General features: G+C 62.1%; 28 protein-coding genes. 22 read left to right on the top strand and 6 right to left on the bottom strand.

Annotated features, from left to right (window positions below; translation table 11 throughout):
* Positions 1 to 6 precede the first annotated feature (6 nt).
* The 4 genes from merG to PSH76_RS18080 form a co-directional block, all read right to left on the bottom strand.
* On the bottom strand, positions 7 to 615 hold the full coding sequence (gene merG / locus PSH76_RS18065) for a phenylmercury resistance protein MerG (protein WP_231990915.1): 609 nt from the start codon (positions 613 to 615) through the stop codon (positions 7 to 9).
* A gap of 80 nt (positions 616 to 695) precedes the next feature.
* Positions 696 to 2,405, bottom strand: a complete 1,710-nt coding sequence (merA, locus tag PSH76_RS18070; RefSeq protein WP_011405608.1) for a mercury(II) reductase — start codon at positions 2,403 to 2,405, stop codon at positions 696 to 698.
* A gap of 187 nt (positions 2,406 to 2,592) precedes the next feature.
* Complete coding sequence (merP, locus tag PSH76_RS18075; protein ID WP_011405607.1) at positions 2,593 to 2,868, bottom strand: mercury resistance system periplasmic binding protein MerP; 276 nt, start codon at positions 2,866 to 2,868, stop codon at positions 2,593 to 2,595.
* Between the two features lie 13 nt (positions 2,869 to 2,881).
* Positions 2,882 to 3,232 (bottom strand): mercuric transport protein MerT, encoded by a 351-nt coding sequence (locus PSH76_RS18080; RefSeq protein ID WP_001294663.1) that lies wholly within the window; start codon positions 3,230 to 3,232, stop codon positions 2,882 to 2,884.
* A gap of 71 nt (positions 3,233 to 3,303) precedes the next feature.
* Here PSH76_RS18080 and PSH76_RS18085 point away from each other — a divergent pair, with 71 nt between their 5' ends.
* The 17 genes from PSH76_RS18085 (at position 3,304) to PSH76_RS18165 (ending at position 16,333) form a co-directional block, all read left to right on the top strand.
* Positions 3,304 to 3,738 carry a mercury resistance transcriptional regulator MerR gene (locus PSH76_RS18085; RefSeq protein ID WP_032490487.1) on the top strand — a complete coding sequence of 145 codons (435 nt, stop codon included), beginning with the start codon at positions 3,304 to 3,306 and terminating at the stop codon, positions 3,736 to 3,738.
* A 374-nt stretch (positions 3,739 to 4,112) separates the two neighbouring features.
* The gene (locus tag PSH76_RS18090; RefSeq protein WP_009876578.1) at positions 4,113 to 4,325 is read left to right on the top strand and encodes a hypothetical protein; all 213 of its coding nucleotides are present in this window, start codon (positions 4,113 to 4,115) and stop codon (positions 4,323 to 4,325) included.
* 21 nt (positions 4,326 to 4,346) lie between these two features.
* Positions 4,347 to 4,739, top strand: coding sequence for a hypothetical protein (locus PSH76_RS18095; RefSeq protein ID WP_009876579.1), 393 nt, complete (start codon positions 4,347 to 4,349; stop codon positions 4,737 to 4,739).
* Between the two features lie 214 nt (positions 4,740 to 4,953).
* Positions 4,954 to 5,691, top strand: coding sequence for a hypothetical protein (locus PSH76_RS18100; RefSeq protein WP_009876580.1), 738 nt, complete (start codon positions 4,954 to 4,956; stop codon positions 5,689 to 5,691).
* Positions 5,692 to 5,787: 96 nt separating this feature from the next.
* Complete coding sequence (locus tag PSH76_RS18105) at positions 5,788 to 6,066, top strand: hypothetical protein (protein ID WP_011871439.1); 279 nt, start codon at positions 5,788 to 5,790, stop codon at positions 6,064 to 6,066.
* Positions 6,067 to 6,411: 345 nt separating this feature from the next.
* Positions 6,412 to 7,341: a DUF3577 domain-containing protein gene (locus PSH76_RS18110; RefSeq protein WP_009876582.1), complete on the top strand. Its 930-nt coding sequence runs from the start codon at positions 6,412 to 6,414 to the stop codon at positions 7,339 to 7,341.
* Positions 7,342 to 7,493: 152 nt separating this feature from the next.
* A complete protein-coding gene (locus tag PSH76_RS18115) occupies positions 7,494 to 8,321 on the top strand; it encodes a DUF932 domain-containing protein (RefSeq protein ID WP_011871441.1) in 828 nt (275 codons plus the stop codon).
* A 95-nt stretch (positions 8,322 to 8,416) separates the two neighbouring features.
* Positions 8,417 to 9,106: a DUF3275 family protein gene (locus PSH76_RS18120; protein WP_009876584.1), complete on the top strand. Its 690-nt coding sequence runs from the start codon at positions 8,417 to 8,419 to the stop codon at positions 9,104 to 9,106.
* Between the two features lie 94 nt (positions 9,107 to 9,200).
* Positions 9,201 to 9,542 carry a hypothetical protein gene (locus tag PSH76_RS18125; RefSeq protein ID WP_011871442.1) on the top strand — a complete coding sequence of 114 codons (342 nt, stop codon included), beginning with the start codon at positions 9,201 to 9,203 and terminating at the stop codon, positions 9,540 to 9,542.
* A gap of 104 nt (positions 9,543 to 9,646) precedes the next feature.
* Positions 9,647 to 10,054: a hypothetical protein gene (locus tag PSH76_RS18130; protein WP_009876585.1), complete on the top strand. Its 408-nt coding sequence runs from the start codon at positions 9,647 to 9,649 to the stop codon at positions 10,052 to 10,054.
* 16 nt (positions 10,055 to 10,070) lie between these two features.
* Positions 10,071 to 10,331, top strand: coding sequence for a hypothetical protein (locus PSH76_RS18135; protein ID WP_009876586.1), 261 nt, complete (start codon positions 10,071 to 10,073; stop codon positions 10,329 to 10,331).
* A gap of 76 nt (positions 10,332 to 10,407) precedes the next feature.
* A complete protein-coding gene (locus PSH76_RS18140) occupies positions 10,408 to 11,058 on the top strand; it encodes a hypothetical protein (RefSeq protein WP_009876587.1) in 651 nt (216 codons plus the stop codon).
* Between the two features lie 64 nt (positions 11,059 to 11,122).
* Positions 11,123 to 12,232, top strand: a complete 1,110-nt coding sequence (locus PSH76_RS18145; RefSeq protein WP_011871443.1) for a DUF6094 domain-containing protein — start codon at positions 11,123 to 11,125, stop codon at positions 12,230 to 12,232.
* 50 nt (positions 12,233 to 12,282) lie between these two features.
* Positions 12,283 to 12,603: a hypothetical protein gene (locus PSH76_RS18150; RefSeq protein WP_009876589.1), complete on the top strand. Its 321-nt coding sequence runs from the start codon at positions 12,283 to 12,285 to the stop codon at positions 12,601 to 12,603.
* Positions 12,604 to 12,692: 89 nt separating this feature from the next.
* Positions 12,693 to 12,998 (top strand): hypothetical protein, encoded by a 306-nt coding sequence (locus PSH76_RS18155; RefSeq protein ID WP_009876590.1) that lies wholly within the window; start codon positions 12,693 to 12,695, stop codon positions 12,996 to 12,998.
* Between the two features lie 137 nt (positions 12,999 to 13,135).
* Positions 13,136 to 15,415, top strand: coding sequence for a helicase-related protein (locus tag PSH76_RS18160; protein ID WP_011871444.1), 2,280 nt, complete (start codon positions 13,136 to 13,138; stop codon positions 15,413 to 15,415).
* A gap of 138 nt (positions 15,416 to 15,553) precedes the next feature.
* Positions 15,554 to 16,333 (top strand): competence protein CoiA, encoded by a 780-nt coding sequence (locus tag PSH76_RS18165; RefSeq protein ID WP_017514159.1) that lies wholly within the window; start codon positions 15,554 to 15,556, stop codon positions 16,331 to 16,333.
* Between the two features lie 66 nt (positions 16,334 to 16,399).
* Here PSH76_RS18165 and PSH76_RS18170 read toward each other — a convergent pair whose 3' ends face one another.
* On the bottom strand, positions 16,400 to 18,214 hold the full coding sequence (locus PSH76_RS18170) for an ATP-dependent helicase (protein WP_020924957.1): 1,815 nt from the start codon (positions 18,212 to 18,214) through the stop codon (positions 16,400 to 16,402).
* Positions 18,201 to 19,964, bottom strand: a complete 1,764-nt coding sequence (locus PSH76_RS18175) for an ATP-dependent endonuclease (RefSeq protein WP_134315833.1) — start codon at positions 19,962 to 19,964, stop codon at positions 18,201 to 18,203. The genes PSH76_RS18170 and PSH76_RS18175 overlap by 14 nt, the downstream gene beginning before the upstream one ends.
* Positions 19,965 to 20,207: 243 nt before the next feature.
* Between PSH76_RS18175 and PSH76_RS18180 the strand changes: the two genes are divergently transcribed.
* The 5 genes from PSH76_RS18180 to PSH76_RS18200 are packed head-to-tail and all read left to right on the top strand — an operon-like array spanning position 20,208 to position 23,311.
* Entirely contained in the window at positions 20,208 to 20,807 is a 600-nt protein-coding gene (locus PSH76_RS18180) for a PilL N-terminal domain-containing protein (RefSeq protein WP_020924956.1), read from the top strand.
* Complete coding sequence (locus PSH76_RS18185; RefSeq protein WP_009876593.1) at positions 20,804 to 21,454, top strand: hypothetical protein; 651 nt, start codon at positions 20,804 to 20,806, stop codon at positions 21,452 to 21,454. The genes PSH76_RS18180 and PSH76_RS18185 overlap by 4 nt, the downstream gene beginning before the upstream one ends.
* Positions 21,455 to 21,468: 14 nt before the next feature.
* Positions 21,469 to 22,194, top strand: a complete 726-nt coding sequence (locus PSH76_RS18190; protein WP_009876594.1) for a TIGR03759 family integrating conjugative element protein — start codon at positions 21,469 to 21,471, stop codon at positions 22,192 to 22,194.
* Positions 22,176 to 22,766: a transglycosylase SLT domain-containing protein gene (locus PSH76_RS18195; RefSeq protein WP_009876595.1), complete on the top strand. Its 591-nt coding sequence runs from the start codon at positions 22,176 to 22,178 to the stop codon at positions 22,764 to 22,766. The genes PSH76_RS18190 and PSH76_RS18195 overlap by 19 nt, the downstream gene beginning before the upstream one ends.
* Positions 22,763 to 23,311: an integrating conjugative element protein gene (locus tag PSH76_RS18200; protein WP_009876596.1), complete on the top strand. Its 549-nt coding sequence runs from the start codon at positions 22,763 to 22,765 to the stop codon at positions 23,309 to 23,311. Before PSH76_RS18195 ends, PSH76_RS18200 begins: the two co-directional genes overlap by 4 nt.

Genomic DNA, 23,311 nt, shown 5'->3' on the forward strand with positions numbered 1-23,311 from the left:
GACGAATTACTTTGTGCCTTGCCGGCGTTGCCATTCCTCGGCCAGCAGCTGGGCTTGCTGTAACTGTTCGGGCTTCATTTGAGCTGCATAGTCTGCAACGACTTTTGCTGCTGTCGGTTCTCCCGACGCTGCGGCCAGACTCATCCACTGGTATGCCTGCACCTGGTCGGGCGCGATGTCGGTAAGACCCTTTGCAAACAGCTGGGCCAGCCTGACTTGAGCCTGCGTGTGTCCCTGCTCGGCAGCGAGGCGGTACCACTTGAAAGCCTCTGCATCGTTGGCAGGAGCCGCACGCCCATTCTTATACATACCGTCGACTTCACTTCCGTAGAGGCGCCCGAGGTTGAACTGTGCATCGGCTTCACCCTGCTCGGCCGCCCTGCGGAACCACTGGATCGATGCCGCGTGGTTTTGCTTTACGCCCATACCGCATTTGTACGCAAGACCCATGATGTTCTGAGCCATGGCATCGCCAGCCCTGGCCTTCTTTTCCCAATCACTGACGGTCTCTGGCGACAATGTTTCAATCGCGGCGCCGAGCTTAGAAAAATCATAAGCCGCCAACGCTTGGTTTGGCATGCCTAACGTTGCGGTACTTGCCAGTACGATCGTCAAGCACGCGCGTACACGGCGTAATTTAAGTCTGATGTCACAAAACATAAAAACTCCTCTGTCCCTGTTTTGGTGCCCAAGGTTTAGCCGGCACAGCACGATAGCTGTGTCACATCCTTCGAAAAAGTCTGTGCCACCAGTTTGAGACCTTCAACCATGGTGAGGTAAGGGAAAAGCTGGTTAGCCAGATCCTGGACGGTCATGCGGGCCCGGATGGCAATCGCGGCAGTCTGGATGATTTCGCCTGCTTCCGGTGTCACAGCCTGGACTCCGAGAATGCGTCCGGACCCTGCCTCAGCAACAAGCTTGATAAAGCCGCGGGTATCGAAGTTGGCGAGTGCACGCGGCACATTGTCGAGCGTGAGCGTACGGCTTTCGGTTTGCAGACCAATGCGCTGGGCCTCTGCTTCACTGTAGCCTACCGTGGCAACTTGCGGATCGGTGAACACGACTGCCGGCATGGCGTCGAGATCGAGCTTTACGTCGCCGCCGGTCATATTAATGCCAGCCCGGGTACCAGCCGCGGCTGCAACGTAGACGTACTGAGGCTGGTCAGTGCAGTCGCCAGCTGCGTAAATGTTCGAAGCACTCGTGCGCATGCCTTGATCGATCAGGATGCGATGTTGCGAGTCAAACGTCACACCTGCGCGCTCGAGATTCAGGCTTGCGGTATTTGGCGTGCGGCCGGTGGCAACAAGCAATTGATCCACCTTTAACTCGCCCTGCGCGGTCGTCAGGATGAATTGGCGGTCGCAATAGGTCACGGCACTCGCCTGCGTCTGTGTCAGCACCGTGATGCCTTCCGCACGGAAAGCTGCAGTCACGGCCTCGCCAATGGCAGGGTCGTCACTGGCAAACAAGGTGCGCCGGGCCAGGACCGTCACCTCGCTGCCCAAGCGCGCAAACGCTTGTGCCAGTTCCAGTGCTACGACCGAGGCGCCAATTACTGCCAGCCGTTTAGGAATGGCTTCGCTAACCAGGGCTTCGGTGGACGTCCAATATGGCGTTCCTGCAAGACCAGGCAACGGCGGGATGGCAGCGCTTGCACCAGTGGCAATGAGACAGCGATCGAAGGCCACTTCGCGAGTGTCACCTTCTGCCGCTTCCACGATAAGCGTTTGGCCATCCTTGAATCGGGCGCTGCCTCGCACCAGATTGATCGACGGATTGCTTTCGAGGATGCTTTCATATTTAGCATGACGCAGCTCGTCCACACGGGCCTGCTGTTGCGCCAGCAGACGGTCACGCAGGACAACTGGGGGCGTTGCCGACAGTCCCACGTCAAAAGGACTTTCGCGTCGCAGATGAGCGATATGCGCTGCCCGAATCATGATCTTAGAAGGGACGCAGCCCACGTTGACGCAGGTGCCGCCGATAGTTCCCCGCTCGATCAGGGTGACACGGGCACCGTTTTCAGCTGCCTTCAGCGCTGCTGCCACAGCGGCGCCGCCAGTACCGATGATCGCCACATGCAGCTGACCTGCCGGTTTCTCCACCGCGCGCTCGCCGCTCAGCCACTGGGCGGCTTTGCCAAGGAGTCCTGGCTGTTCAACACTGCGCTCTTTGCTTTCAAATTCGTCTGTAGGCGTAGCACCGTAACCAAGGGCGCCCACTGCTGCTACGAGCGCGGACACGTCAAGCCTATTGCCTGTGACTTGCGCCTTGTTCGATGGATAATCGACAGCCGCTCGCGTTACGCCGGGGACCGCCAGCAGCGCGTCCTCAACGTGCCTTGTACAACTTGGGCAAGTCATTCCCGCCACGCTCAAACCAACTTCGTTTAACTCTTGCATTCCGCTCTCTCTTTTATCCGTTGTGCCCAAGCCAACTAGTACGACGCCTCGGTCACTGAATCGGTTGTGCGCTTCAGGGAACAGGCTCCGTGGGTCGTTTACAGGCTGCTCACGCGATGACGACCGGCAGAATCGCCTGAGCGGCATCTCTGCCGTGGTTCTAGCGATGCTGCCGTTATTTGTTGCCTTACTTCTTCAGCTCAGATGGGTAGCCTACATCCGTCGTCGCCTTGCTAAGCGCCTGGACGTTGGTCTTCGCATCGTCAAACGTTACGACGGCAAGCTTGGTTGAGAAGTCGACCTCGGTCTTGCTAACACCGTCGACCTTGCTCAAGGCCTTTTTAATGGTGATAGGACAAGTCGCGCAGGTCATGCCAGGAACGGCCAAGGTGACCGTCTGCGTGGCGGCCCACACCGGGGCAACAGCGGCGGCGAGGGCAAGGGAGGCAAACAGTTTCTTCATGATGAACTCCTGGTTAATAGAAAAATGGAACGACATAGGGAAATCCAAGCGCGACCAGGACCAGCACGGCCACGATCCAGAAAATCAGCTTGTAGGTGGCGCGCACCTGCGGAATCGCGCAGACCTCACCTGGCTTGCATGCCTGCACGGGCCGGTAAATCCGCTTCCAGGCGAAGAACAGCGCCACTAGCGCCGCGCCGATGAACAACGGTCGATAGGGTTCCAGCACCGTCAGGTTGCCGATCCAAGCACCGGAGAAGCCCAGGGCGACCAGTACTAGCGGCCCCAGGCAGCAGGTCGATGCAAGAATGGCGGCCAGCCCGCCGGCGAAGAGCGCACCGCGCCCGTTTTGTGGTTCAGACATACGTTGGCCCTTTTGAATTTGGATTGGATAGCGTAACCTTACTTCCGTACTCATGTACGGAGTCAAGCGATATGGAAAATAATTTGGAAAACCTGACCATTGGCGTTTTTGCCAAGGCGGCCGGGGTCAACGTGGAGACAATCCGCTTCTATCAGCGCAAGGGCCTGTTGCCGGAACCGGACAAGCCTTACGGCAGCATCCGCCGCTATGGGGAGGCGGACGTGGTTCGGGTGAAATTCGTGAAATCGGCACAGCGGCTGGGGTTCAGTCTGGACGAGATTGCCGAGCTGTTGCGGCTCGACGATGGCACCCACTGCGAGGAGGCCAGCAGCCTGGCCGAGCACAAGCTCCAAGACGTGCGCGAGAAGATGGCCGATTTGGCGCGCATGGAGGCTGTGCTGTCTGACCTGGTGTGCGCCTGCCATTCGCGGCAGGGGAATGTTTCGTGTCCGCTGATTGCGTCGTTGCAAGGTGGAACGAGCTTGGCAGGGGCTTCCACAGCTTAGCGTGCTTTATTTTCCGTTTTCTGAGACGACCACAGATCAGAAAAGACTGTGCAGCCGACTCTTGATATTCCGTGCAGTCACCTTCTGAAAATGACACCACGTTCGCCAATCGGGGCTGTAGCAGGTGCCGATTTCCGGCTGACGTGGCTCGACTCGCGCACGAAGCTGCCTGCATGTGTCGCTGATCCGTCAGCACCATGCCAGCAGCCAGGGTTTCCAGGCTGCCGCGGATTCTCTCCGCGCCACCCGCCAGTCCGCCATCGCATCGAGTCTGCGGACGCGCGTCCTCGTGACGCCGATGCTTTTTCTCAACCGCATGCGGGAGCTGCCATCCCGTGAGGGACAAGGCCCTCGCTTCTCCAAGGAGCCCATCCATGTCCCAGCAAGCCTCTTTCGGCCAGTTGGCCTTGATCCATTGCGGCAAGTTCCTGCCGCTCGAAGTCCTGCATAGCGCCGCCGGCCACTACATCGGCACGCGCGATACCGAAGGTCCCGTTTCGCGGGAATCCAGCGAGTACTTCCGCAGCTATGTCGCGGCTCAACGTGCCCTAGAAAGAGGCGGCTGGTCCCAGCTCGCCACGCCCTGATCCAACTGGAGGAATCACGTCATGAACCAGCTTTTGCCACAGGAAGTCGTCGATCAGATCATGCGGGAAGAGCAGCATTTCGCCGCCGCGCCCCAAGCCTTCTTCGAGGCCTGGAAGCGCGGTGTCGAGATCGCTGGCCCGCAATGGTTTGGCGACGGCACACGCGAAGGCCTGAACCAGGCCAAGAGCAAGTGGGATCTGCGTCCCGACATGCTGCGTGCCAACGACGCTCTCGGCGTCCTGAGCAGCGGAGAACGCATGTTCCTGTCCGCCATGTTCAGCTTCTACAACGCGCGCGAGGGCGGTGCCATGCTCAAACGCTGCCACTTCCAAGGACTGTCGGACTTCGACGGTCTCGATCTGCAACGCCGCAAGGTCATCGCCGACCTGCTGGTGAACTACAGCGGTTGGTGAGCCGGCTTCCGGAATATCACCACCTTGTCGTTCGCCACCCCATGAGGGACATGCGCCCACCAGGCCATGTCCCTCAATTTTCCCTCCGTCAGCCAGCGCGGATTGGCCCAAAGCCATCGATCAGTGCCGCCTGACGCTTTTTCGACTTTCAACCCACCGGGGTCCAGTTCCCGGTGGCGGGGATTGGCTCCATTATTCAATCTGGAGAAATCCTATGACCCAGAATCCCAACCCCTTTGTACGCGGCTACTGGAATCTGAAAATCGTCCGAACGCTGTGCATCAGCTACGAAGACGGAAGCCCGCATGTGTGGCGAAACATCCACGCGAGCCAACAGCACCTCTCCGACGAGGAGCTGGTTTCTTCCCCCTGCATCGTCACCAGCGACTTCGCGGTGGTCAGGAATGGCACTGTGCCTGTCAGTGCCGAACTGATGGCCGAATGCGATGCCATTGAAGGCGTCAGCGGCGAAGGCGTGGTGGGTGCGGTGGTTTATGCCATCCATGGCGACGACCTGGACGGTCGCCCGGTCCACGTCGGTGATACCTATTCGGCCGAGGCCGCGCGAGACGTGGTGCAGCGGTTGGGTTTCGAGACCGGCTATTACAGCCGATGCTGGGAAATCAGCAGCGCGCACATCAGCCAGGAAACCGGCCAGTACCTGGCCAGCCTAGCGGACCTTGCGACACCGGAGGCCTTTCTGTTCATCGCCTTCCGGGTTCCATACAGCCCAGCGATCGGCGTCAAGCTGATTTCCACGCCCTGGACAGACAAGAACCTGGAGTATGCCGAGGGCATCAGTGCGGAGCAGCTTCGGCAGGAACACCGGGACAAGGGCATGCCTGACGACCTGGCGAACATTCTTGAATTGGCCGGCCAGGCCGATGTGCGCATCCTCATCCTAGACGCTGACGCACCCGCGCTACTGGGCCTGCCACTGGCCGAGATCTAGCAGACGCGCGACGCGCAAGCCTTCCCCTTTATCCCCCACATGCCAGCCCGCCTCCCACCAGGAGCTGGGCCGGTTCAATTCCATAGGAGCAATCTCATGTTCCCCGATCTCATCTCGCCTACGCCTGACTTCGAGAATCAGCTTGGAGCCTGCGTTAACGCCATGAGCCAGAACGACGCCATCGGCCAGATTCTGGTGTTCGAGCGCATGAGCGGCACGCTGCACATGCGCCATATCGACAGCGCCGATCTGATGGACACCGACATTGACGACTACGAAATGGTCGTGTTTGACGGTGGCAATACAACCGGCGACACGTGGAAACACGTGTTCTTCCCACGTCAGCGCGAACACTATTTCGTGTACGAAGCCTGACATCTCCAGCCCCTTTCGAGGGGCTTTTTCTTGCGCTGAACCGGGCTGCGTGGACAAAGGGAAACACCCGGATGCCAATTGATTGCTGCCGCGCGCGCAAGGGCCGCCCATGCTGACCCCATGCCTGCTGACGTTGTCAGCGACATGCCAGGCAATCATCGGTCTTCGAGGTTGCGGCGCAGTTTCCACTGCGTGACCGAGCCAGCTCGCACCGCATCCATACGCGAGCGGCCACCAGTCTCTGGTGGTGGATGCTTTCGCCTTATCAACCCACCGCGGGGTTACGCACCTTTCCCCGCATGCGTGGGCTCGGTGTGTCTCCGCTTTTCCCAATGGAGATTCACCATGAACACCACGTCCAACGAGAAATCGTATTTCGACCTCCACACATCGGGCATCGGCTACATCCAGCGTGTCCGTGAAGTGCCCGTCAGGGGCGGCCGCCGTGCGCAGCCCTTCCTGGCATGCACCATCGCCGCATTGGTCGGCCCCGCCAGGGACCCCAGCTACCGCTACTTCGATGTCAAGGTCTCGGGTGCCGAGGCCAAGAAGCTCGTTCAGCGCTACATCGGCGTTGACGATTCCAAGCAGCGCCCGCTGGTGCGCTTCCGCCTCGGCGACCTTTGGGGCGATGCGTACATCCGCGACAAGGGCGAAAACCAGGGCAAGGCCGCCGCGTCCCTCAAGGCGCGACTGCTCAAGGCCGAGCCGATCGAGCGGGCCGAACTGGCTTCAATCGAGCAGCACGAGCTGATTACCCGTGGCATCGGCTACCTCAACCGTCCGAAGGACGTCACCCCCAAGGATGGCGATCCGTTCCTGTCATGCTCCATCGCCGCATTGGCCGGACCTGTCGATGAACCGGAATATCGGTACTTCGACACGATCGTCGCCACCCTCGGGGCCGAGCATCTGGTTCGCCGATGCGTGCAGGCCATCGAAGGGGATCGCAAGGTGCTGATCGCCTTCCGTCTCAACGACATGAAGATCGATCCGTACATCCGTACCAAGGGCGAGCACGCTGGGGCACCGGCCGCAAGCCTGGAGTCGACGCTGATCCACATCGGTCTGATCAAGATCGATGGCACCCAGGTCTATCCGATGAGCCAGGCGCAAGCCGAGGCGCCAACGGTGGAGGACGCACCCGCGCCCGAAGCCGACAACGCCATCGACACTGCCGCCGACGCCGTTTCCGACCTACCCGTCGAGTCCGCCGAGCGCGAGCCCGAGGGTGAAGTCGAGGAGCAGGAGCCGGCCTTGGTCGCTTCGTTTTGATCCGGCATGGCCCCTCATGGGGCCTTGTCGCTTCTCCTCCCTAGCATCCGCCGCGTCCCCAAGACGCCAAAGGTGCTTGCGTCTTTTCATCCCCCGAGTCCCGCGTGGTCACACGACCGCGCGGTTACCGCATTTCTCAAAGGAGATCAGCCATGTCTCTGGCATCCCGTTTTGCTCCGCAATCCCCGATCCTGCGCTCCGATCGCCCACTCTCGGACGACCGTATTCGTGCCGTTGTTCCCTCGATCTTTGCCGACGCTCCGCATGGGAGCCGGTCCGATCGGTATGCCTACATACCGACCTCGGTCGTGCTGACCAGGTTGCGCCAGGAGGGTTTCGAGCCCTTCATGGTGTGCCAGACGCGCGTGCGCAACGAGGATCGGCGCGAGTACACCAAGCATCTCATCCGACTTCGCCATGCAAGCCAGATCAACGGCGACGAGGCGAACGAGATCATCCTGCTCAACAGCCACGACGGCACGAGCAGCTACCAGATGCTTGCCGGCATGTTCCGGTTCGTCTGCCACAACGGCCTGGTCTGCGGTGACACCACCGCCGACATCCGCGTTCCTCACAAGGGCGACGTGGCAAGCCAGGTGATCGAAGGTGCCTACGAGGTTCTCGAAGGCTTCGAGCGCGTGCAGGACGCGCGCGATGCGATGCGCACCATCACCCTCGATGAGGGCGAAGCGGAAATCTTTGCGAATTCCGCGCTCGCACTCAAGTACGACGACCCGGCCAAGTCCACCCCTGTCACGGAGAGCCAACTTCTGGCGCCCAGGCGCTGGGACGACCGCAAGAACGACCTGTGGGCCGTCTTCAACCGCGTCCAGGAGAACCTCGTCAAAGGGGGACTGAATGGACGCTCGGCCAATGGCCGCAATCAACGCACCCGTCCGGTGCAAGGAATCGACCAGAACCTGCGCCTGAACCGGGCGTTGTGGCTGCTGGCCGAAGGCATGCGCCAGCTCAAGGCGTGATGCCAAGCGGACCTCGCCCAGCTCGGGTGAGGTCCATTTCCTCTCATCCACCGGGCGCCGTCGGCGGCCCGCTATTCGTCATCAGGAGAACCAACATGGCAACCACATCGGCGCCCGAGCAATCGGTATCGCCCATCATTGTTCCGGGCCAGCTCACGCTGCGCACCATACGCGGCAAGAACGGCCCGTTCACCGTCGGCCGCCTTGTCACCCCCATCGGCAAGTTCGCGGTCAAGGATGCGGAGCTGGAGCAGTACCCCGAAGGAAAATACGACGGGGAATTCATCATCCGCTACATCTTCCCGAAGTCCTATCCGGTCGGCGACGGCATGCGGTTCGAGATCCGCGCCAACCTGGACGGAATGACGCTCAACGGAATCGACAAACTGAGCCGCGACGAAGCCCGAAGCTTCGCCACCCAGGACGTCGATCCACTCGATGAAGAGCTGGGGACGCAGCCTGCAGCAACGCCGGCCAAGTCTGCCAAGGCCTCCACGCCCGCCAAGCACGCACCCGTGCAGGCGTCGGCGGATCCTCTGGTCGATACCACGCCCTTCGGTGTGGATGCGCCGACGCCCGCTGCGGCGGCTGCCCCCGGCAGCACCGAAGATGGCGACGCCGCTCTGTTCGGTCTGCTGTGGCCGCTGGGCGAGTCCGTGAAATTGGATTCGACCATCGACCGCCGCGCCCTGCGCGCGCAGATCGCCCGCCTGGGCGAACTGGGTTTTGCGTTGGACTTCAAGACGCAGGAGTGGAGCCGTCAGGCCGAACTGCAACCTGCGTGATCGCAGACGCCGCATCCGCGGTGTTCTTCATCCACCCGCCGGGGTTCCTTCCCCCTGCGGGGGAGGCCTCGGCCATTTTCTGGAGGTCTCCATCATGTCCACCATCGCTTTCGATGTACCCCGTTCCGCGCTGGATGAATCCGCATGGCGAGCTGTTTGCAAGACAGCCGCCGAGCACGCCCAGCGTGGTTGCGGCCTGTCCTGGGATCATTGGGTCACGCTTTTCAGTTCGGAGATCGACGCGCAAGCTAGTCGGTTGCCGGAAAGCCAGCGAGCTCAGGCCCTGGAAATCGCAGCCCACGAATGGGACTACGCAACACCCGCCGAGCGGCAGGAAGCCCAGGACTGGAATGCGGAGCATGGCTATTGCTCGCATGGGATCGAGTTCGGCTACTGCCCGGCCGGTTGTGATCGCGACGATGACGACTGGGACTAAGGGCAAAGCATAGGTTCCTTCGCCGCACCTGCGGCTTTTCATCACCCGCCGGGAGGCCCTCCCCGTGGGGAGGCCTCCGGCTCTACTTTTCCAGGAGGCCTCTCATGGGCTGGTATTTCTCACCCCAATCGCGGTCTGAACTGATCGCGGAACTGATCGCACCGCAAGAGACCGAGCGCGCCAGCGTCAAGGTCATCGCCCACGCGCTGCGCGGCAACGTCCTCTGGTCTGTCGCGGAAGTGACGGCCAAGGTCGAAGGCGTACATCGTGATCTCGCGCCGGGCCAATCCCTGCGCTACATCCGCTGCGATCTGCTTGAACGCAGCGGCGGCCAGTGGGGTTACAAGCCGCTGGACGAGTCCATGCACCCGTACTACTACTCGTGCCCGCTGTCCTATCTGGACCTTGCACCGGAGCAGTCTGCCGAATGGCGTGCAGGCGTTCGCGCCTACCACGCTCGGCGACGCACACCCACGGCTGTCACGGCACCCGCCGCAACGCTGATGGTCTGAGCCAGGAGGAACCGACATGGACCTGATCCTCGCTGCGCTCTCCCCCTCGCTGCTGGCGCTCGTTGAAGGGAGTTTGTCCAACGACGAAGTGTCCTCCGACGAGGAGATGCTGGAGTACTTCATCAGCAACGGCCTCACCGAGAAACAGGCGCGGCAGGCACTGACCTACCGCGACCAGTACCTCAACAACATCTACCTGGACGGCTTCACGCCGATCACCGCGGTGGACGAGGTGCTTCACTTCAACCCGCACACCCGGCAGTTCGAGCCGGACTGAGCGGTTTTCTTCCACCCCCAGGGGCAGCACTTGCCCCAGCGGGCGGTGCTGTTCCCGTTCATCCGAGGACACCACCATGCCCGCACACACTTCTTCCACCACGCTGTACCGCATCGACGAATGCCCGGATGTGATGGCCGACGCCTGCGTCGGCGACGACCAGGGCAACCTGATCTTCCTGTCGATCTGGGCGCGGGACACCGCCGTCCAGCAGTTCCTCGCTCGCCTGACCCTTGGGCGCGACGAGCAGGGACTGGACCAGTTTCACGTCATCACCGACCAAGGCGGCAGCGTCCCGGTGTTCATCGGCAACGTCGATCGCCTGGAAAAGCGCATCACGCGCGCCTACCGGCGAACGCTGTTCGGTTCGCTGTCCAACGTGTGGCTGTTCGACCGGCGCTGCGTCAAGCCCGACAAGGCCAACGCCAGCGCGCTGGCATTGCTGCCACGCGACAGCGCCCACCGGCTCGACCGCCTGTGGACGCTGGTGCGGGACACGTGCCCGTTGCCGCTGCTCGACCACTGGCGCGAGACCGTGCTGGAACTGCTGCAAAGCCGCGAGATGCTGGGCCGCCTTCCGTTCGCCCTCGGGCCGCTGGAAGGCCATCGGCTCGCCATCGACGTGCCGACGCTGACCCTGGCGCTGGGCTCCCTGATCCGCAGTGACGTGCTCACCGCCTATCCATACCCGGCCAAGATCTGGACGCCGGAAGTGGTAGCGGCCTGACCCACCCTCGGAGGCACGCCTTGGTGTGCTTCCGTCTTTCATCCCCGCCAACCAGGAGACTTCCATGGCCCTCATGTTCCCGCGGCTTGCCCGCAATTTCGTGAAGAACGGGTATTTCCCGACTGATGAACCCACGCTCGAAAGAGCCCTCAACGCACTGATGCCCAGCGACGGGCCGATGTGCATCCTCGATCCCTGCGCCGGCGAAGGCGTAGCGATCGCCGAAGCCGCCCACGCCCTCGGGCGCGAGCAGGCCAAGGCGTTCGCCGTTGAGTTCGACGCGGAGCGGGCACGCCATGCCCGCGGCCTGGTCGATCACTGCCTGCACGCGGACCTGATGGACACGATGGTCTCCAAGCAGTCGTTCGGACTGCTCTGGCTCAACCCGCCGTATGGCGACCTGTCCAAGGACGTCAACGGCAACATCGGCTATCAGGGCCAGGGTCGTGCCCGCCTCGAAAAACTGTTCTACCAGCGCAGTTTGTCGTTGCTGCAATACGGCGGCGTGCTGGTCTTCATCGTCCCCGGCTACGTGCTCGACGCGGAGCTGGTCGGCTGGCTGACGCGCCACTACACCGACCTGCGCATCTACCGAGCGGTGGAGACGCAGTTCAAGCAAGTTGTGATCTTCGGCCGGCGGGTGCGCCAGCGCGAGCAGGCCTCGGATGGCGTCAAGGCCGTGCGCAATCTGCTGCTGCAGGTTGGGCAAGGCGAGATCGAAGCTGACGAACTGCCGAGCGAATGGCCGTTCCTGCCGTACATCGTCCCCGCCAGTCCGGCCGAGCCGGAGCATTTCTTCCGCGTGACGATGGAGCCCGAGCAGTTCGCCGACGAGGTTGGCAGGCTGCAAGGCCTCTGGCCGTCGCAGGACACGCACCTGGGGGCCGCGCAGCAGTCGCTGCGTCCACCGGCGCGGGCCTTGTCCCACTGGCATCTCGCCCTGGCTCTGGCCGCAGGCGCGATCTCGGGGGTTGTGCGCTCCAAGACGGGGCGCGTGCTCGTCGTCAAAGGTGACACCCACAAGGACAAGACGCTCCAGCGGGAATTCACCGAACGCGAAGACGGCTCCATCGCCGAGACCCGCATCCTCACCGACAAGTTCGTACCTGTCATCCGCGCGTGGGACATGACGCCTGGCTCCCCGACACGGGGCGACGTCTTGACCATTCGTTAATCCACCGGACGCGCTGCTGTCCTGCTGTACCACATCGAAGGAGAAACACCATGTTCCCAAATCTGTTCAAGCGGCCCGCGCCGCAGAAGCAACCGTTGTTCGCACCGGGCTCGCTGAAGTTGAGCGAGAAGGTGCATTGGTTGGCCCGCAAAGGCCTGATCGACCCCTTGACCTATGTCCAGCGCCATGTGCGCGGTGACTGGGGCGAGATCGACAAGGCCACCCGCAAGGCCAACGACGTCGCACTCCAACAGGACAACCTGATGATCTCCTACTACCGGATCACGCCGGAGCTGGTTCTGATCGTCAAGACCAGCGAAGACCACCAGACCACGGTTGTCCAGCTTCCCGAAGAGCGCGACATGATCTGAAGTCACCCATCGTCATCCCAGTCACCTGACGGAGCCACTTCACTCCGCCAGGGGTGTCGTGGCTCAATGAATCCATCAAGGAGGAATCCATGGCATCCCGACACATCGAAACCTACTGCCAGGACCTGCTGTTTCCGGTAGGTGCACTCATCCTCAGCGAAGGTATCGACCGCCTGGTCCGCGCCGGTCGTCTTGACCCGATTCCGTACTTCCGTCGCCATGTCCGTGGCGACTGGGGGGACGTCAGCGACGGGCAATGGCAAGCCAACGGCATCGCACTTCAATCGGGTGCTTTGCTGGAATCGCACTACGTGATTCATCGTGCGCTGCGCATTCGCATCGTCACCGATGCGAAACGCCATCTCACATCCATCGTGCTGCCGTCCGAAGACTAAGCACATTTCACCAGCAGGCCGCCAGCGCCTGCGTTTTCCATCCACCGTCGGCCGTGTGCCGATTGATCTTCCCACCCTGGGGCAGGCCATTGCCCCTTTGGGGGTGGTGCATGCCCCATTTTCTTTGGAGCATCACCATGTCCCTCGATCTCGAAAACACTACCGCCGAAGCCACGCCCGTACAGGGCGAACTGCTCGACGCGGAATCCAACCCTCTGACCCTGAGCCTTCAGGATTTTGTCGGCGAGTTCGGCGACGAACTGCTCGACGCCCTCAACAGCGCCAATCCGCCGGTCTATACCGGCCAGCCGCAGGCGCATCGTCAACTCGTCGTCGCCAGCCTCAAACGCAAGCTATTCCAAGCCCAAGCCGAAGTCGTCCATGCCGCCGCCGAGCTGCTGATCGACCGTGGCGAACACGCCGCGATCGTCAACGGCGAGATGGGTTGCGGCAAAACGACCGTTGGTATCGCCACAGCCGCCGTGCTCAACGCCGAAGGCTATCGCCGTACCCTGGTTCTTTCTCCACCGCACCTGGTCTACAAGTGGCGGCGCGAGATCCAGGAGACGGTGGCAGGCGCCAAGGTCTGGGTGCTCAACGGCCCGGACACGCTGGTCAAGCTCATCAAGCTGCGCGAGCAGTTGGGTGTGCAGCCCACGGGCCAGGAGTTCTTTGTCCTGGGGCGCGTCAGGATGCGGATGGGATTCCACTGGAAGCCTGTCTTCACCACGCGGCGCACCCGCCATGGCGACGTGGCAGCGTGCCCTGACTGCGGCACGGTCATCACCGACCTCGACGGCGAGCCGGTCAACCCGGTCGCGCTCGAAGCCGAGGAGTACCGCAGGAAGTGCAGCCATTGCGCCGCGCCCCTGTGGACATTGATCCGCCCGCGCAGCCTGTCCGGCAGCGACCAGTCCTCGGCCGTGCTGAAAGCGTTGAAGCGCATCCCGACGATCGGGGAAGTCACCGCGCAGAAGCTGATGCAGAAGTTCGGCGACGGGTTCCTGGCGTCGATGCTGGGCGACAACATCCATGAGTTCATCAACCTCATGGACGGCAACGGCGAGCTGGTGTTTTCCGACCGTCAAGCCACGCGCATGGAACGTGCGATGGCCAACATGGAGTTCGGTTTTGGCGAGGGCGGCTATCAACCGTCCGAGTTCATCAAGCGCTACCTGCCGCAAGGCACGTTCGACCTGCTCATCGCCGACGAGGCCCACGAGTACAAGAACGGCGGCAGCGCCCAGGGCCAGGCCATGGGCGTGCTGGCGGCGAAGGCTCGCAAGACCTTACTGCTGACCGGCACGTTGATGGGCGGCTACGGCGACGATCTGTTCTACCTGCTGTTCCGAGCCCTTCCCGGGCGGATGATCGAAGACGGCTATCGCCCGACCACGAGCGGCAGCATGACCTCGGCCGCGATGGCGTTCATGCGCGATCACGGTGTCCTGAAGGACATTTATTCCGAGAGCACCGGGACGGCGCACAAGACCGCGAAAGGCACGAAAGTCAGTGTCAGAACGGTCAAAGCTCCGGGCTTCGGCCCCAAGGGCGTGCTGCGCTGCATCCTGCCGTTCACGATCTTCCTCAAACTCAGAGACATCGGCGGCAACGTTCTGCCACCGTATGACGAGGAGTTCCGTGAAGTCGCGATGGACACGGCGCAAGCCGCGGCCTACCGCGATTTGGCGGGTCGGCTGACCGCGGAGCTGAAACAGGCTCTGGCGCGACGCGATACAACCTTGCTGGGTGTGGTCCTCAACGTGCTGCTGGCCTGGCCGGACTGCTGCTTCCGGTCGGAGACCGTGGTGCATCCGCGCACACGCAATACCTTGGCGTTCGTCCCGGCTCAGTTCAACGAGTTCGAGATCAGCCCCAAGGAGCGTGAGCTGATCGACATCTGCAGGGAAGAGAAAGCACAGGGCCGCAAGGTTCTGGCCTACACGGTCTATACCGGCACGCGCGACACGACTAGCCGGTTGAAGGTATTGCTGGAGCAGGAAGGCTTCAAAGTGGCGGTACTGCGCGCAAGCGTGGATGCCAGCCGCCGCGAGGACTGGATCGCCGAGCAGTTGGACCGTGGCATCGACGTGCTCATCACCAATCCCGAGCTTGTCAAGACGGGATTGGACCTGTTGGAGTTTCCGACGATCGTGTTCATGCAGTCGGGCTACAACGTGTATTCGCTCCAGCAGGCGGCACGCCGCTCTTGGCGTATCGGGCAGAAGCTGTCCGTGCGCGTGATCTACCTGGGCTACGCCGGCTCCTCGCAGATGACCTGCCTGGAGCTGATGGCCAAGAAGATCATGGTCTCGCAGTCCACTTCGGGCGATGTACCCGAATCGGGGCTCGATGTCCTGAACCAGGATGGTGATTCCGTCGAGGTCGCATTGGCCCGGCAATTGGTAACTGCGTGATCTGCTGTCTGCCGGCATCCTTTCGGGGGTGCCGGCATTTTTCTAGGAAATTGCTGCTCGGAGGATTCGATCACCGCCCCGGTCCCAGCGCGGGGAAGGCTAAACTGATCAGACAATACCGAGATTCAAGGAGGCACTATGGCTATGGTGATCGAAGCAGCATATGCAGATGGTACTGGTGCAGCCAACGCACTGCATATGTCTCAGGCGCAGTGGGAAGAGTTGCAACGGGCGTACTGCGTCGGTGATCTGCTGATGCCTTGCTGCAACGCTCCAGCGATTCCCAAGGTTAGTGCTAATGGGTACCCCTTCTTCGCGCATCTAGGAGGTGCGTGCAGTACTTCCGAAGAAAGCCAATGGCACCTGGCGGCCAAGATACTTGTGCGCAGCGTGCTTGAAGATCTTGGATTCCGTGCCTCGGTTGAAATGCCGGGTTCGGGTGATGCAGGTCGCTGGCAGGCTGATGTCTGGGGTGAGCGCAATGGGGTTAGGTTGGCTGTCGAGATCCAAAGATCGTATCAGTCGCTCCGTGACTACCGTAAACGCCAAGAGCGGTACCGCGAGGCGGGCATCAAGTCTCTTTGGTTGCTGCGGCAGGAGCGATATAGCACTCTCACCAAGAGCATGGGAAAGGAGCGTCTGCGCACCGAGTTTGGGGGCAAGTTCCCTTCGGCCGGCCACTTCGGCCCGTGCCTTTCTGACCTGCCGGTCGCGATGCTTGAGCTAGATCCGGCCCCAACGGTCAAGGGTGCCGGATTCTTCAACGCAACCCTTCCAAACATACTTGAAGCAGTGCTTAGTGAGCGCTTTCTTTGCATCAACGGTCTATGGTGTATCGATAACCTAGACTCGATGAATAACGCCGCCAGACTCGCGCGCGAGCGTTTCGCAGCCAATCGCTTGGCTGCAAAGATGTAGCTCGACTGTGGTGTTGCTCGACATGCGCCGACGCAGCACCGACACTCCAGATTCCCGGGTTCACACTCAAATGCCAGCGGCACGCATTCGCGCCTCCAGCTCATCAAGGAATGGCGAGCGCCCAAAGCGCATAGGGCCATAGCGGCCATCAACGAAGCCCGAATACAGCATGTGGACCTCGTCGCGAGCACGTGTGAGTCCCACATAGAAGAGCCGGCGACTTTCGCGCAACTTCTCTGGAGTTTCATTGCGCCACGGCAGATTTCCGAGGTCGAGTCCAACCATGATGACGACGTCGTACTCACAGCCCTTTGCGGAATGCAGTGTCAGCAGATTCAGGTGATCGGGCGAACCGTCCCGACCGCCCAAACTCGTGATGTCTAGCGAAGCCAGTGCACCGCCTTCAGCGAGCGCTGCCGTCATGCGATCCAGTTGCTCCTTCTGATCAGCGAGCGCCAATTCAGCCGCCAGCAGATGATCCACTACACCGTTGCGCAGCGAAGCAACAAATTCTCGCGCAGGTTGCTGGTCAGCACGCAGCTCCCATAGCAAGGCGGTTAGCTCTTGCTCTTCGCGCTTGGCCTGTGAATCGTCCAAGCTCGCCCGATGAAATGCGCGATAGCGGTCGAGTAGTCCACGCAATTGTGGGCGTCCAACACGCCAGCCACCCGCGCACCACGCCGCACAATCTTCTACCCAACTTGTTAGGGCAACCTTGCGGTAAGGTGCTGCGGTATCCACACGGATGTGATCGAGACCACCGGTTGCCACAGCTTCAGCCACGATATCGCCTGCGCGATAGTCTTTGTATAGGATCGCGATATCGCCCAGTGTTCGTCCCGGCTTGGAGGCTAAGGCCGCCGGAATGATCTGCGCGACGGCGTGCGCAGCCTGGTCCGCCATACCACCCGGGCGCAGGACAAATTCGATGGTCGTTTGTCGCGCAGGATCGCTCGCTTGATAGCCTCGGGCTTCTCCAAGCGCCATCTCTGACGCAGTCACGATCCCTGCACCAGAACGGTAATTTAATTGAAGCTGGACAGGCTCAATGTCTCTGCGAGCCGCCAATTCCATGAGCAACGCGCCATCAGCTCCCGTAAATCCATATATCGACTGATCCGCATCCCCGACAGCGAAAAGTCGGACACCCCCGTCGAAGGCAAGGCGTTTGACGATGCGATGCAGTGCCACGCCTAAATCCTGGTACTCATCCACCGCGAGCACGGGGAATTTTGCCTGAACCAGAGGTAGTACCCAGTCGTGCTCGGCGATCAAACGCTGGCCGAAGACAACCATGTCATCGTAGTCAATCAGCCCCTCGTCGCGCAGAGCGGCCTCGTAGGCCTCGGCCCAGGCAGCGAGTTCCTCCTCGCTACGCCAAGCGACGCTATTTCGATTGAGCACGGAACGGCGATGCCGCCCGAGGTCAATAACTTTGTACGGATGGTTCTGGCCGAAAAGCGCATCTCCAGTTTGCTTCAACAACCGATCACTGACTCGTTGAGTGGCTACCGAAAGTGGGAAAGATATGGGCAGGCCGGCCAGGCGTCCATACGGCATCAAGAGATGACGCAGACAGAACCCATGGACCGTACCAATGAAAAGATTAGGTGCCTGCTGAAGTCCCAAGTTTTCAATTCGGCGAGCGAGTTCGCGAGCGCACTCCTGGCTATAAGTGATGCACGCAACGCCACGAGGGGCCTCGACGTCTTCGGCCAGGATGCGGGCGAGCTTTAGGACGAGTGTCTTGGTCTTACCGCTCCCGGGACCAGCGAGTACCACACAATGTCCTTGAGAGTTGTAAGCTGCCAACTGCCCTGGATTTCCAGCCAACTCGGCAGCCTGCGCCAGGTAGGCTGTACCGACGTTACGCGACGGCATCGCGGATATGCTCCAGCGCAGAGCGAATGTAGGCCGGGCAAACGTCCTCAGACACCGACGGCGCAAGTGCCTGTGCAAATCTCCCCTTGCCAATCCGTTCAATCAACTTCAGCAGCCGGTCTTCATCGACCTGATCCGGATCATCCACCCACTCTTGCAATGCGTCCCGGGTGACTTGCCTCAGCGGCAACTCCTGCTCGATTACCGACTTCATCGCCTCGGTCATTCCGGCGGCAAATAGGTCGGATTCCAGCGTGCTCTCGTTGACGAAGTATCCAAACTCTGCGGCGTATTTGAGCACCTCATCTATATCCAGGTCATCGTAACCATATTCGTCATCGACCTCGTTTAAGAGATTAATTAATCGCCTGTGGGCTAGTGGAGGTTTGCCATTGACCGGGTCGCGATCTGTCAAAATTACATGTGGAATATTTAGCCCTTTAGGGCCCAAAAGCTTCACATAAGGAGTGAAGTTCGTCCCCCCGACCGAGCACACAGTGATTCCAAGTATGTCGAAAGGAATCCCGAGGGCGTCGGCGAACGCGGGAATGATGAAGCGCTCGGCGTCCCCTTCAACCAGAATCACTCCCCGGGAAAATAATATTTCTCCGCGAGTGACGTCGATGTAGCGCTGGAGGTCGTCTTCATCCCTCTGTGTGAAAGGTGTGTTCGCGGTCGAAACCGCGACGGTTTTCCCGTCCGTTGCGTTATGACGCAGGAGAACGATGGACCTAATCGGTGTAACGCTTGCGATATGCGGCGAGTGAGTAGTGAGAATTGTCGTCAGTGGAGGGGCTTCGTCCTCATCTTCCGCTCTTGTGCCGAGAAAGTAGCGATAGACAAGACGCTGGACATGCGGATGCAGGTGCGCTTCGGGCTCCTCGACGACGAAGAATGTGTGGTCGCGCTCCCCCTCGGAGACGAGACGGTCGAGTTCGAGGCTCTTCAAGGCCAGGAAGATCAGATTCGCCGTTCCTAGGCTGGCATCGCCGACACCGCGAACACCGTTGTCGATAAGCAGCCGAAGGCTACGCAGCAATGCATCCACTCGTGTAGGTGCAAGTCCGAGCGATACCGGGACAGCATGTTGCCCCCCGGCGATTGCGATCAGCCGTTCGCTGATCCGTTCTGCTGTCGCTACCACTTCCTCGTGTCCAGCCAGCTCTCGCTGTGCTTGGTCGACCTGATTCTGAATCTCCTCACGGGCGTCATCATCCAACGACGCGGCAAGATCCTCAATGAGTGGCCTCAATGGCGAATTGCGCCAGCTCGCAAGGTCCTTCTCAGCGTCACGCAGGGCTACCTGAACATCTATTGGCAACATCCGGCGAAGTGCGCCGCCGATACGCATTTCGGGATCGTTGCCACCGAAGATCACATACTCATAGTCCTTCAACGATTCCGGGGCGCGCCCCAGGCCCGCCTTAGGCTGGAAGCGGTAGGTGAGTCGGGCCACCATGGGTGGGCCAGGATCAATCACGCAATCGTTGAGGTGAGCCATCAGCCGGGGATCGTTTGTGAAGTCCGTTAGATCCACAGAGACCTCAATGGTCGCACCAACCTTGTCTTCGCCAAGTCCGTCCCAGAAATGTTCAAGCCCCAGTTGTCGATCGCGTTCAGACAAGCCCGGATCAAGGATCAACTGCAGGCCGCGAATGAAATTGCTCTTGCCAACCTTGTTCTCTCCCACGATGACGATACTTTCCCCCGTCTCGACATCAACATCCGAGAAATTGGCGAAATTGATCAACCTGACCCGAGAAACCCTCATTTACGCCCCCGTCCACTGGTGTTTTAACAAATAGTAGCAGTCAAGCGGCCGGCCTCCATCCGCCGACCGCGACTGAGCTTTTCCGTTTCGGCGCCCTCAAGGCCGCTTTTGTTCGACTAGACCGCTGCCGGCAAATCGGACGCAGCGTGGTTCGCATTGTTTGCTGCTGCCCCGGGCCTTAGCGGCGATGGTGAGGGCTCGTTGTTTCAGGACGCCGAGCTTATGTGCCCCTCTCCACCTTGGTTTCACCATCCCGAACGCCGCCTGCTGGCAGGAGTCCTCGGCCTGCTCTGGTCGGTGCTGGCTGGCGGCTGCGCTACGACGACTGCGCCGCCCGCACCTGATGCCATCGAGGAAGTGTTGGCCACGCCCGAACCCGAGGCGCCCGAGTACATCCCCGTCGTGCGCTACGGTCGCTACACGCTGGTCGAGCTGGCACCCAGAGCGGCGCAACGCGACCTGCTGTTGCAGACCATCGACGTGTCCATGCCCGAAGATGCCCGCGCCACCGTCGGCGATGGGCTGCGGCATGTGCTCAAGCGCAGCGGTTACAGCCTGTGCCAGACGGCGCACGCGGTAATCGAGCTGTACGCGCTGCCGCTGCCGGCGGCGCACCTGCACCTCGGCCCCATGACCTTGCGCGATGCGCTGCTCACACTGGCTGGCCCGGCCTGGGAACTGCACGCGGATGATCGCGCACGGCAGATTTGCTTCGAACGGCCCGCCGACAGCGCGGTCATCGAACCCGCATCCGAGCCACCCGCCGCCGAGGCGGTGCAGACGTTCCCGCTGGAGCCTTCGGTTTCGGGAGGCCAGCCATGAGCGCCCCACAGTCTGCCCGGCGCCCGGCCGCCGTCGTGATGGTGCAGAGCCTTCTGTGGCTCTGGCTGATCGGCCTCAGCGTCTTCGTAGCCTTGGGCTACCAGACCATGAACGACCAGGCCGACCAGGAACGGCTGGATTCCCGCCTGCAACGCCTGGAAGCCCGGGCGGCGGGCCTGGTCGAGTCGATCGAGGCCATCCAGCAGCGTTCGGCCGTCGCAACGGCGGCAGACCTCAAAGACACCCGCCAAGTCTTGGAAGCACGCGCTGCCCAGGTTGAGAAAACGCTGAGCGGCTATGCCGCTGCCGACGACCTTCAGGCGCTGCGCGCGGAGGTCGAGCAGATCAAGGCGCGCCAGACCGCTGCGCCCGTTCCGCGCGCCGCAGCACCCGCCCAGCCGCGCGCATCGGGCAAGGCCGCCGCCAAGCCCGAACCGCCGCCGCTGCCGTTCCGCGTCGTCGGCGCCGAATTGCGCGCTGGCCAGCGCAGCGTGTCCGTTGCGCCGAGCAGTGCGGACTTCACGCCTGACCAGCTTCAGGTGCTGCTGCCAGGTGATGCGCTCGGCCCGTGGCACTTACAGGCGATTGAGGGCAACACCGCCGTGTTCCAGGCCGGCAACCAGACCCGTCGCGTGGCGATTCCCTGACCGGAGCACACCACATGAATCCGTCGATCATCCTTTCCGCGCTCCTGCTGGCATCCGCCCAATTGCCCGCCTGGGCGCAGCAGCCGGTCACCGCCCCGGCCCGCAATGCGCAGAACCAGGAGCGTCCGCTGGTCGCCCGAACCCCGGACGACCAGGTAGCAGGCGACTGGGGCCTCCAACCGCAGGAATGGGCGCTATACCGCGAGCTGATGGACGGGCCGCTGGGCATCTATTCGCCTAACCTGGACCCTCTGTCCGCCCTGGGCATCGAGGCCCGCACCGACGAGGAACGGCGGCGCTACGCAGAACTGCAGGTGCAAATCGAAGCGCGCCGCGTCGAGAAGCTGCTTGCCTATCAACGTGCCTACGACGAAGCCTGGCAGCGCCTGAACCCCGGCATGCAACGGGTGAACCTGCCTGACGACAAACCCAGCGGCGGCGCAGTGCGCGGCGGCGGCCGCACGGCGGTGTTCGTCAAGGACGGCTGCGCGGCCTGCGGACAGCTCGTGCAACGCCTGCAATCCTCAGGTACCGAGTTCGACCTGTACATGGTCGGCAGCCGCCAGGACGACGCGCGCATCCGCGACTGGGCCAAGCGCGCACAGATCGACCCGACACGGGTGCGCAGCGGCACCATCACGCTCAACCACGACGGCGGCCGCTGGCTGTCGCTGGGTCTGCCCGGCGATCTGCCCGCGGTCGTGCGCGAGGTGAACGGCCAATGGCAGCGCCAGCCCTGACGGCGCGGTTTCGCGTACTGGTGATCGCTGCTGGCCTGTACGCCTGCGCCGTCCATGCCCAGGAGGTTCCGCCTCCGGCCTATCAGCTTGCCGCCCAACGTGCGGGCATTCCCTCCACGGTGCTCTACGCCGTGGCCTTGCAGGAGAGCGGCATCCGGCGGAACGGACGCATCGTCCCGTGGCCGTGGTCCCTCAACGTCGCCGGCCAATCGCGCCGCTATGCGACCCGCGCCGACGCCTGCGCCGGTTTGCAGCAGGCGATGCGCTCCACGCCGCACACGCGCATCGACGCGGGCCTGGGTCAGATCAACCTCGGCTACCACAAGCACCGCTTCACCAGCCCGTGCGACTTGCTCGATCCGTACCGCAACCTCGCCATCGCCTCCGAGATCCTGAAGGAGCAGCACATCCCGGGGGAGAACTGGCTGCTGGCGATCGGCCGCTACCACCGCCCCGCGGGGGGCGAGCCCGCAGCCCGCTACCGGCGGAGCGTTTCCCGCCACCTCGCCCGCGTGCAGGGCACGCGCCCAACCGCCGCGGTCCTCGCCGCGCGCCAGGAGACCACCCCATGACGAAATCCCATCTGGCCCATCTCGCGGCGAAAGGCCTGCTCGTGCTGCTGGCGGGTCTGCCGCTGGCCTCGCGTGCCGGCGAGCCGCTGATCTTGGTCGAAGACCGTGGCGGCACGTCGGCGCTGCCGTACTACGAAGCCCTGAGCCTCCAGCCGCGCGCCAACACTCCGGCCCGATCGCCCATCCCTGCGACTCAGATCCCGGCCACGCCGGCGGATGAGGCCGCGATGTTGCCGGTGCGCAGCGCCAAGCTCACGCCCGGCACCGTCGCGCGGCGGGTGATCGAGGCCCCGGGCCTGCGTCCCTTCGTGGTCGTGGGCGACGACGAGGCTTCCCAGGCCTGGTTGCGCCGCCATGCAGCCTCATTGCGCGAGCGCGGCGCGGTCGGTCTGGTGGTCAACGTCGAGACCGTGCAAGGCCTGGCGCGGCTGCGCGCACTGGCGTCCGGCGTGCCGCTTGCGCCCGTGTCCGGCGACGACTTGGCCGAGCGCTTGGGCCTGCGGCACTACCCGGCGCTAGTCACGGCCACCGGCATCGAGCAATGA

It is taken from the genome of Pseudomonas sp. FP215 (assembly GCF_030687795.1).
In the GTDB taxonomy this organism is placed as follows: domain Bacteria; phylum Pseudomonadota; class Gammaproteobacteria; order Pseudomonadales; family Pseudomonadaceae; genus Aquipseudomonas; species Aquipseudomonas salmasensis.

What these genes read in the sequence shown, in the direction of transcription:
- merA (WP_011405608.1), bottom strand. Translation starts at nt 2,405, where the DNA reads ATGCAAGAGTTAAACGAAGTTGGTTTGAGCGTGGCGGGAATGACTTGC.
- merP (WP_011405607.1), bottom strand. Translation starts at nt 2,868, where the DNA reads ATGAAGAAACTGTTTGCCTCCCTTGCCCTCGCCGCCGCTGTTGCCCCG.
- PSH76_RS18080 (WP_001294663.1), bottom strand. Translation starts at nt 3,232, where the DNA reads ATGTCTGAACCACAAAACGGGCGCGGTGCGCTCTTCGCCGGCGGGCTG.
- PSH76_RS18085 (WP_032490487.1), top strand. Translation starts at nt 3,304, where the DNA reads ATGGAAAATAATTTGGAAAACCTGACCATTGGCGTTTTTGCCAAGGCG.
- PSH76_RS18090 (WP_009876578.1), top strand. Translation starts at nt 4,113, where the DNA reads ATGTCCCAGCAAGCCTCTTTCGGCCAGTTGGCCTTGATCCATTGCGGC.
- PSH76_RS18095 (WP_009876579.1), top strand. Translation starts at nt 4,347, where the DNA reads ATGAACCAGCTTTTGCCACAGGAAGTCGTCGATCAGATCATGCGGGAA.
- PSH76_RS18100 (WP_009876580.1), top strand. Translation starts at nt 4,954, where the DNA reads ATGACCCAGAATCCCAACCCCTTTGTACGCGGCTACTGGAATCTGAAA.
- PSH76_RS18105 (WP_011871439.1), top strand. Translation starts at nt 5,788, where the DNA reads ATGTTCCCCGATCTCATCTCGCCTACGCCTGACTTCGAGAATCAGCTT.
- PSH76_RS18110 (WP_009876582.1), top strand. Translation starts at nt 6,412, where the DNA reads ATGAACACCACGTCCAACGAGAAATCGTATTTCGACCTCCACACATCG.
- PSH76_RS18115 (WP_011871441.1), top strand. Translation starts at nt 7,494, where the DNA reads ATGTCTCTGGCATCCCGTTTTGCTCCGCAATCCCCGATCCTGCGCTCC.
- PSH76_RS18120 (WP_009876584.1), top strand. Translation starts at nt 8,417, where the DNA reads ATGGCAACCACATCGGCGCCCGAGCAATCGGTATCGCCCATCATTGTT.
- PSH76_RS18125 (WP_011871442.1), top strand. Translation starts at nt 9,201, where the DNA reads ATGTCCACCATCGCTTTCGATGTACCCCGTTCCGCGCTGGATGAATCC.
- PSH76_RS18130 (WP_009876585.1), top strand. Translation starts at nt 9,647, where the DNA reads ATGGGCTGGTATTTCTCACCCCAATCGCGGTCTGAACTGATCGCGGAA.
- PSH76_RS18135 (WP_009876586.1), top strand. Translation starts at nt 10,071, where the DNA reads ATGGACCTGATCCTCGCTGCGCTCTCCCCCTCGCTGCTGGCGCTCGTT.
- PSH76_RS18140 (WP_009876587.1), top strand. Translation starts at nt 10,408, where the DNA reads ATGCCCGCACACACTTCTTCCACCACGCTGTACCGCATCGACGAATGC.
- PSH76_RS18145 (WP_011871443.1), top strand. Translation starts at nt 11,123, where the DNA reads ATGGCCCTCATGTTCCCGCGGCTTGCCCGCAATTTCGTGAAGAACGGG.
- PSH76_RS18150 (WP_009876589.1), top strand. Translation starts at nt 12,283, where the DNA reads ATGTTCCCAAATCTGTTCAAGCGGCCCGCGCCGCAGAAGCAACCGTTG.
- PSH76_RS18155 (WP_009876590.1), top strand. Translation starts at nt 12,693, where the DNA reads ATGGCATCCCGACACATCGAAACCTACTGCCAGGACCTGCTGTTTCCG.
- PSH76_RS18160 (WP_011871444.1), top strand. Translation starts at nt 13,136, where the DNA reads ATGTCCCTCGATCTCGAAAACACTACCGCCGAAGCCACGCCCGTACAG.
- PSH76_RS18165 (WP_017514159.1), top strand. Translation starts at nt 15,554, where the DNA reads ATGGCTATGGTGATCGAAGCAGCATATGCAGATGGTACTGGTGCAGCC.
- PSH76_RS18170 (WP_020924957.1), bottom strand. Translation starts at nt 18,214, where the DNA reads ATGCCGTCGCGTAACGTCGGTACAGCCTACCTGGCGCAGGCTGCCGAG.
- PSH76_RS18180 (WP_020924956.1), top strand. Translation starts at nt 20,208, where the DNA reads ATGTGCCCCTCTCCACCTTGGTTTCACCATCCCGAACGCCGCCTGCTG.
- PSH76_RS18185 (WP_009876593.1), top strand. Translation starts at nt 20,804, where the DNA reads ATGAGCGCCCCACAGTCTGCCCGGCGCCCGGCCGCCGTCGTGATGGTG.
- PSH76_RS18190 (WP_009876594.1), top strand. Translation starts at nt 21,469, where the DNA reads ATGAATCCGTCGATCATCCTTTCCGCGCTCCTGCTGGCATCCGCCCAA.
- PSH76_RS18195 (WP_009876595.1), top strand. Translation starts at nt 22,176, where the DNA reads ATGGCAGCGCCAGCCCTGACGGCGCGGTTTCGCGTACTGGTGATCGCT.
- PSH76_RS18200 (WP_009876596.1), top strand. Translation starts at nt 22,763, where the DNA reads ATGACGAAATCCCATCTGGCCCATCTCGCGGCGAAAGGCCTGCTCGTG.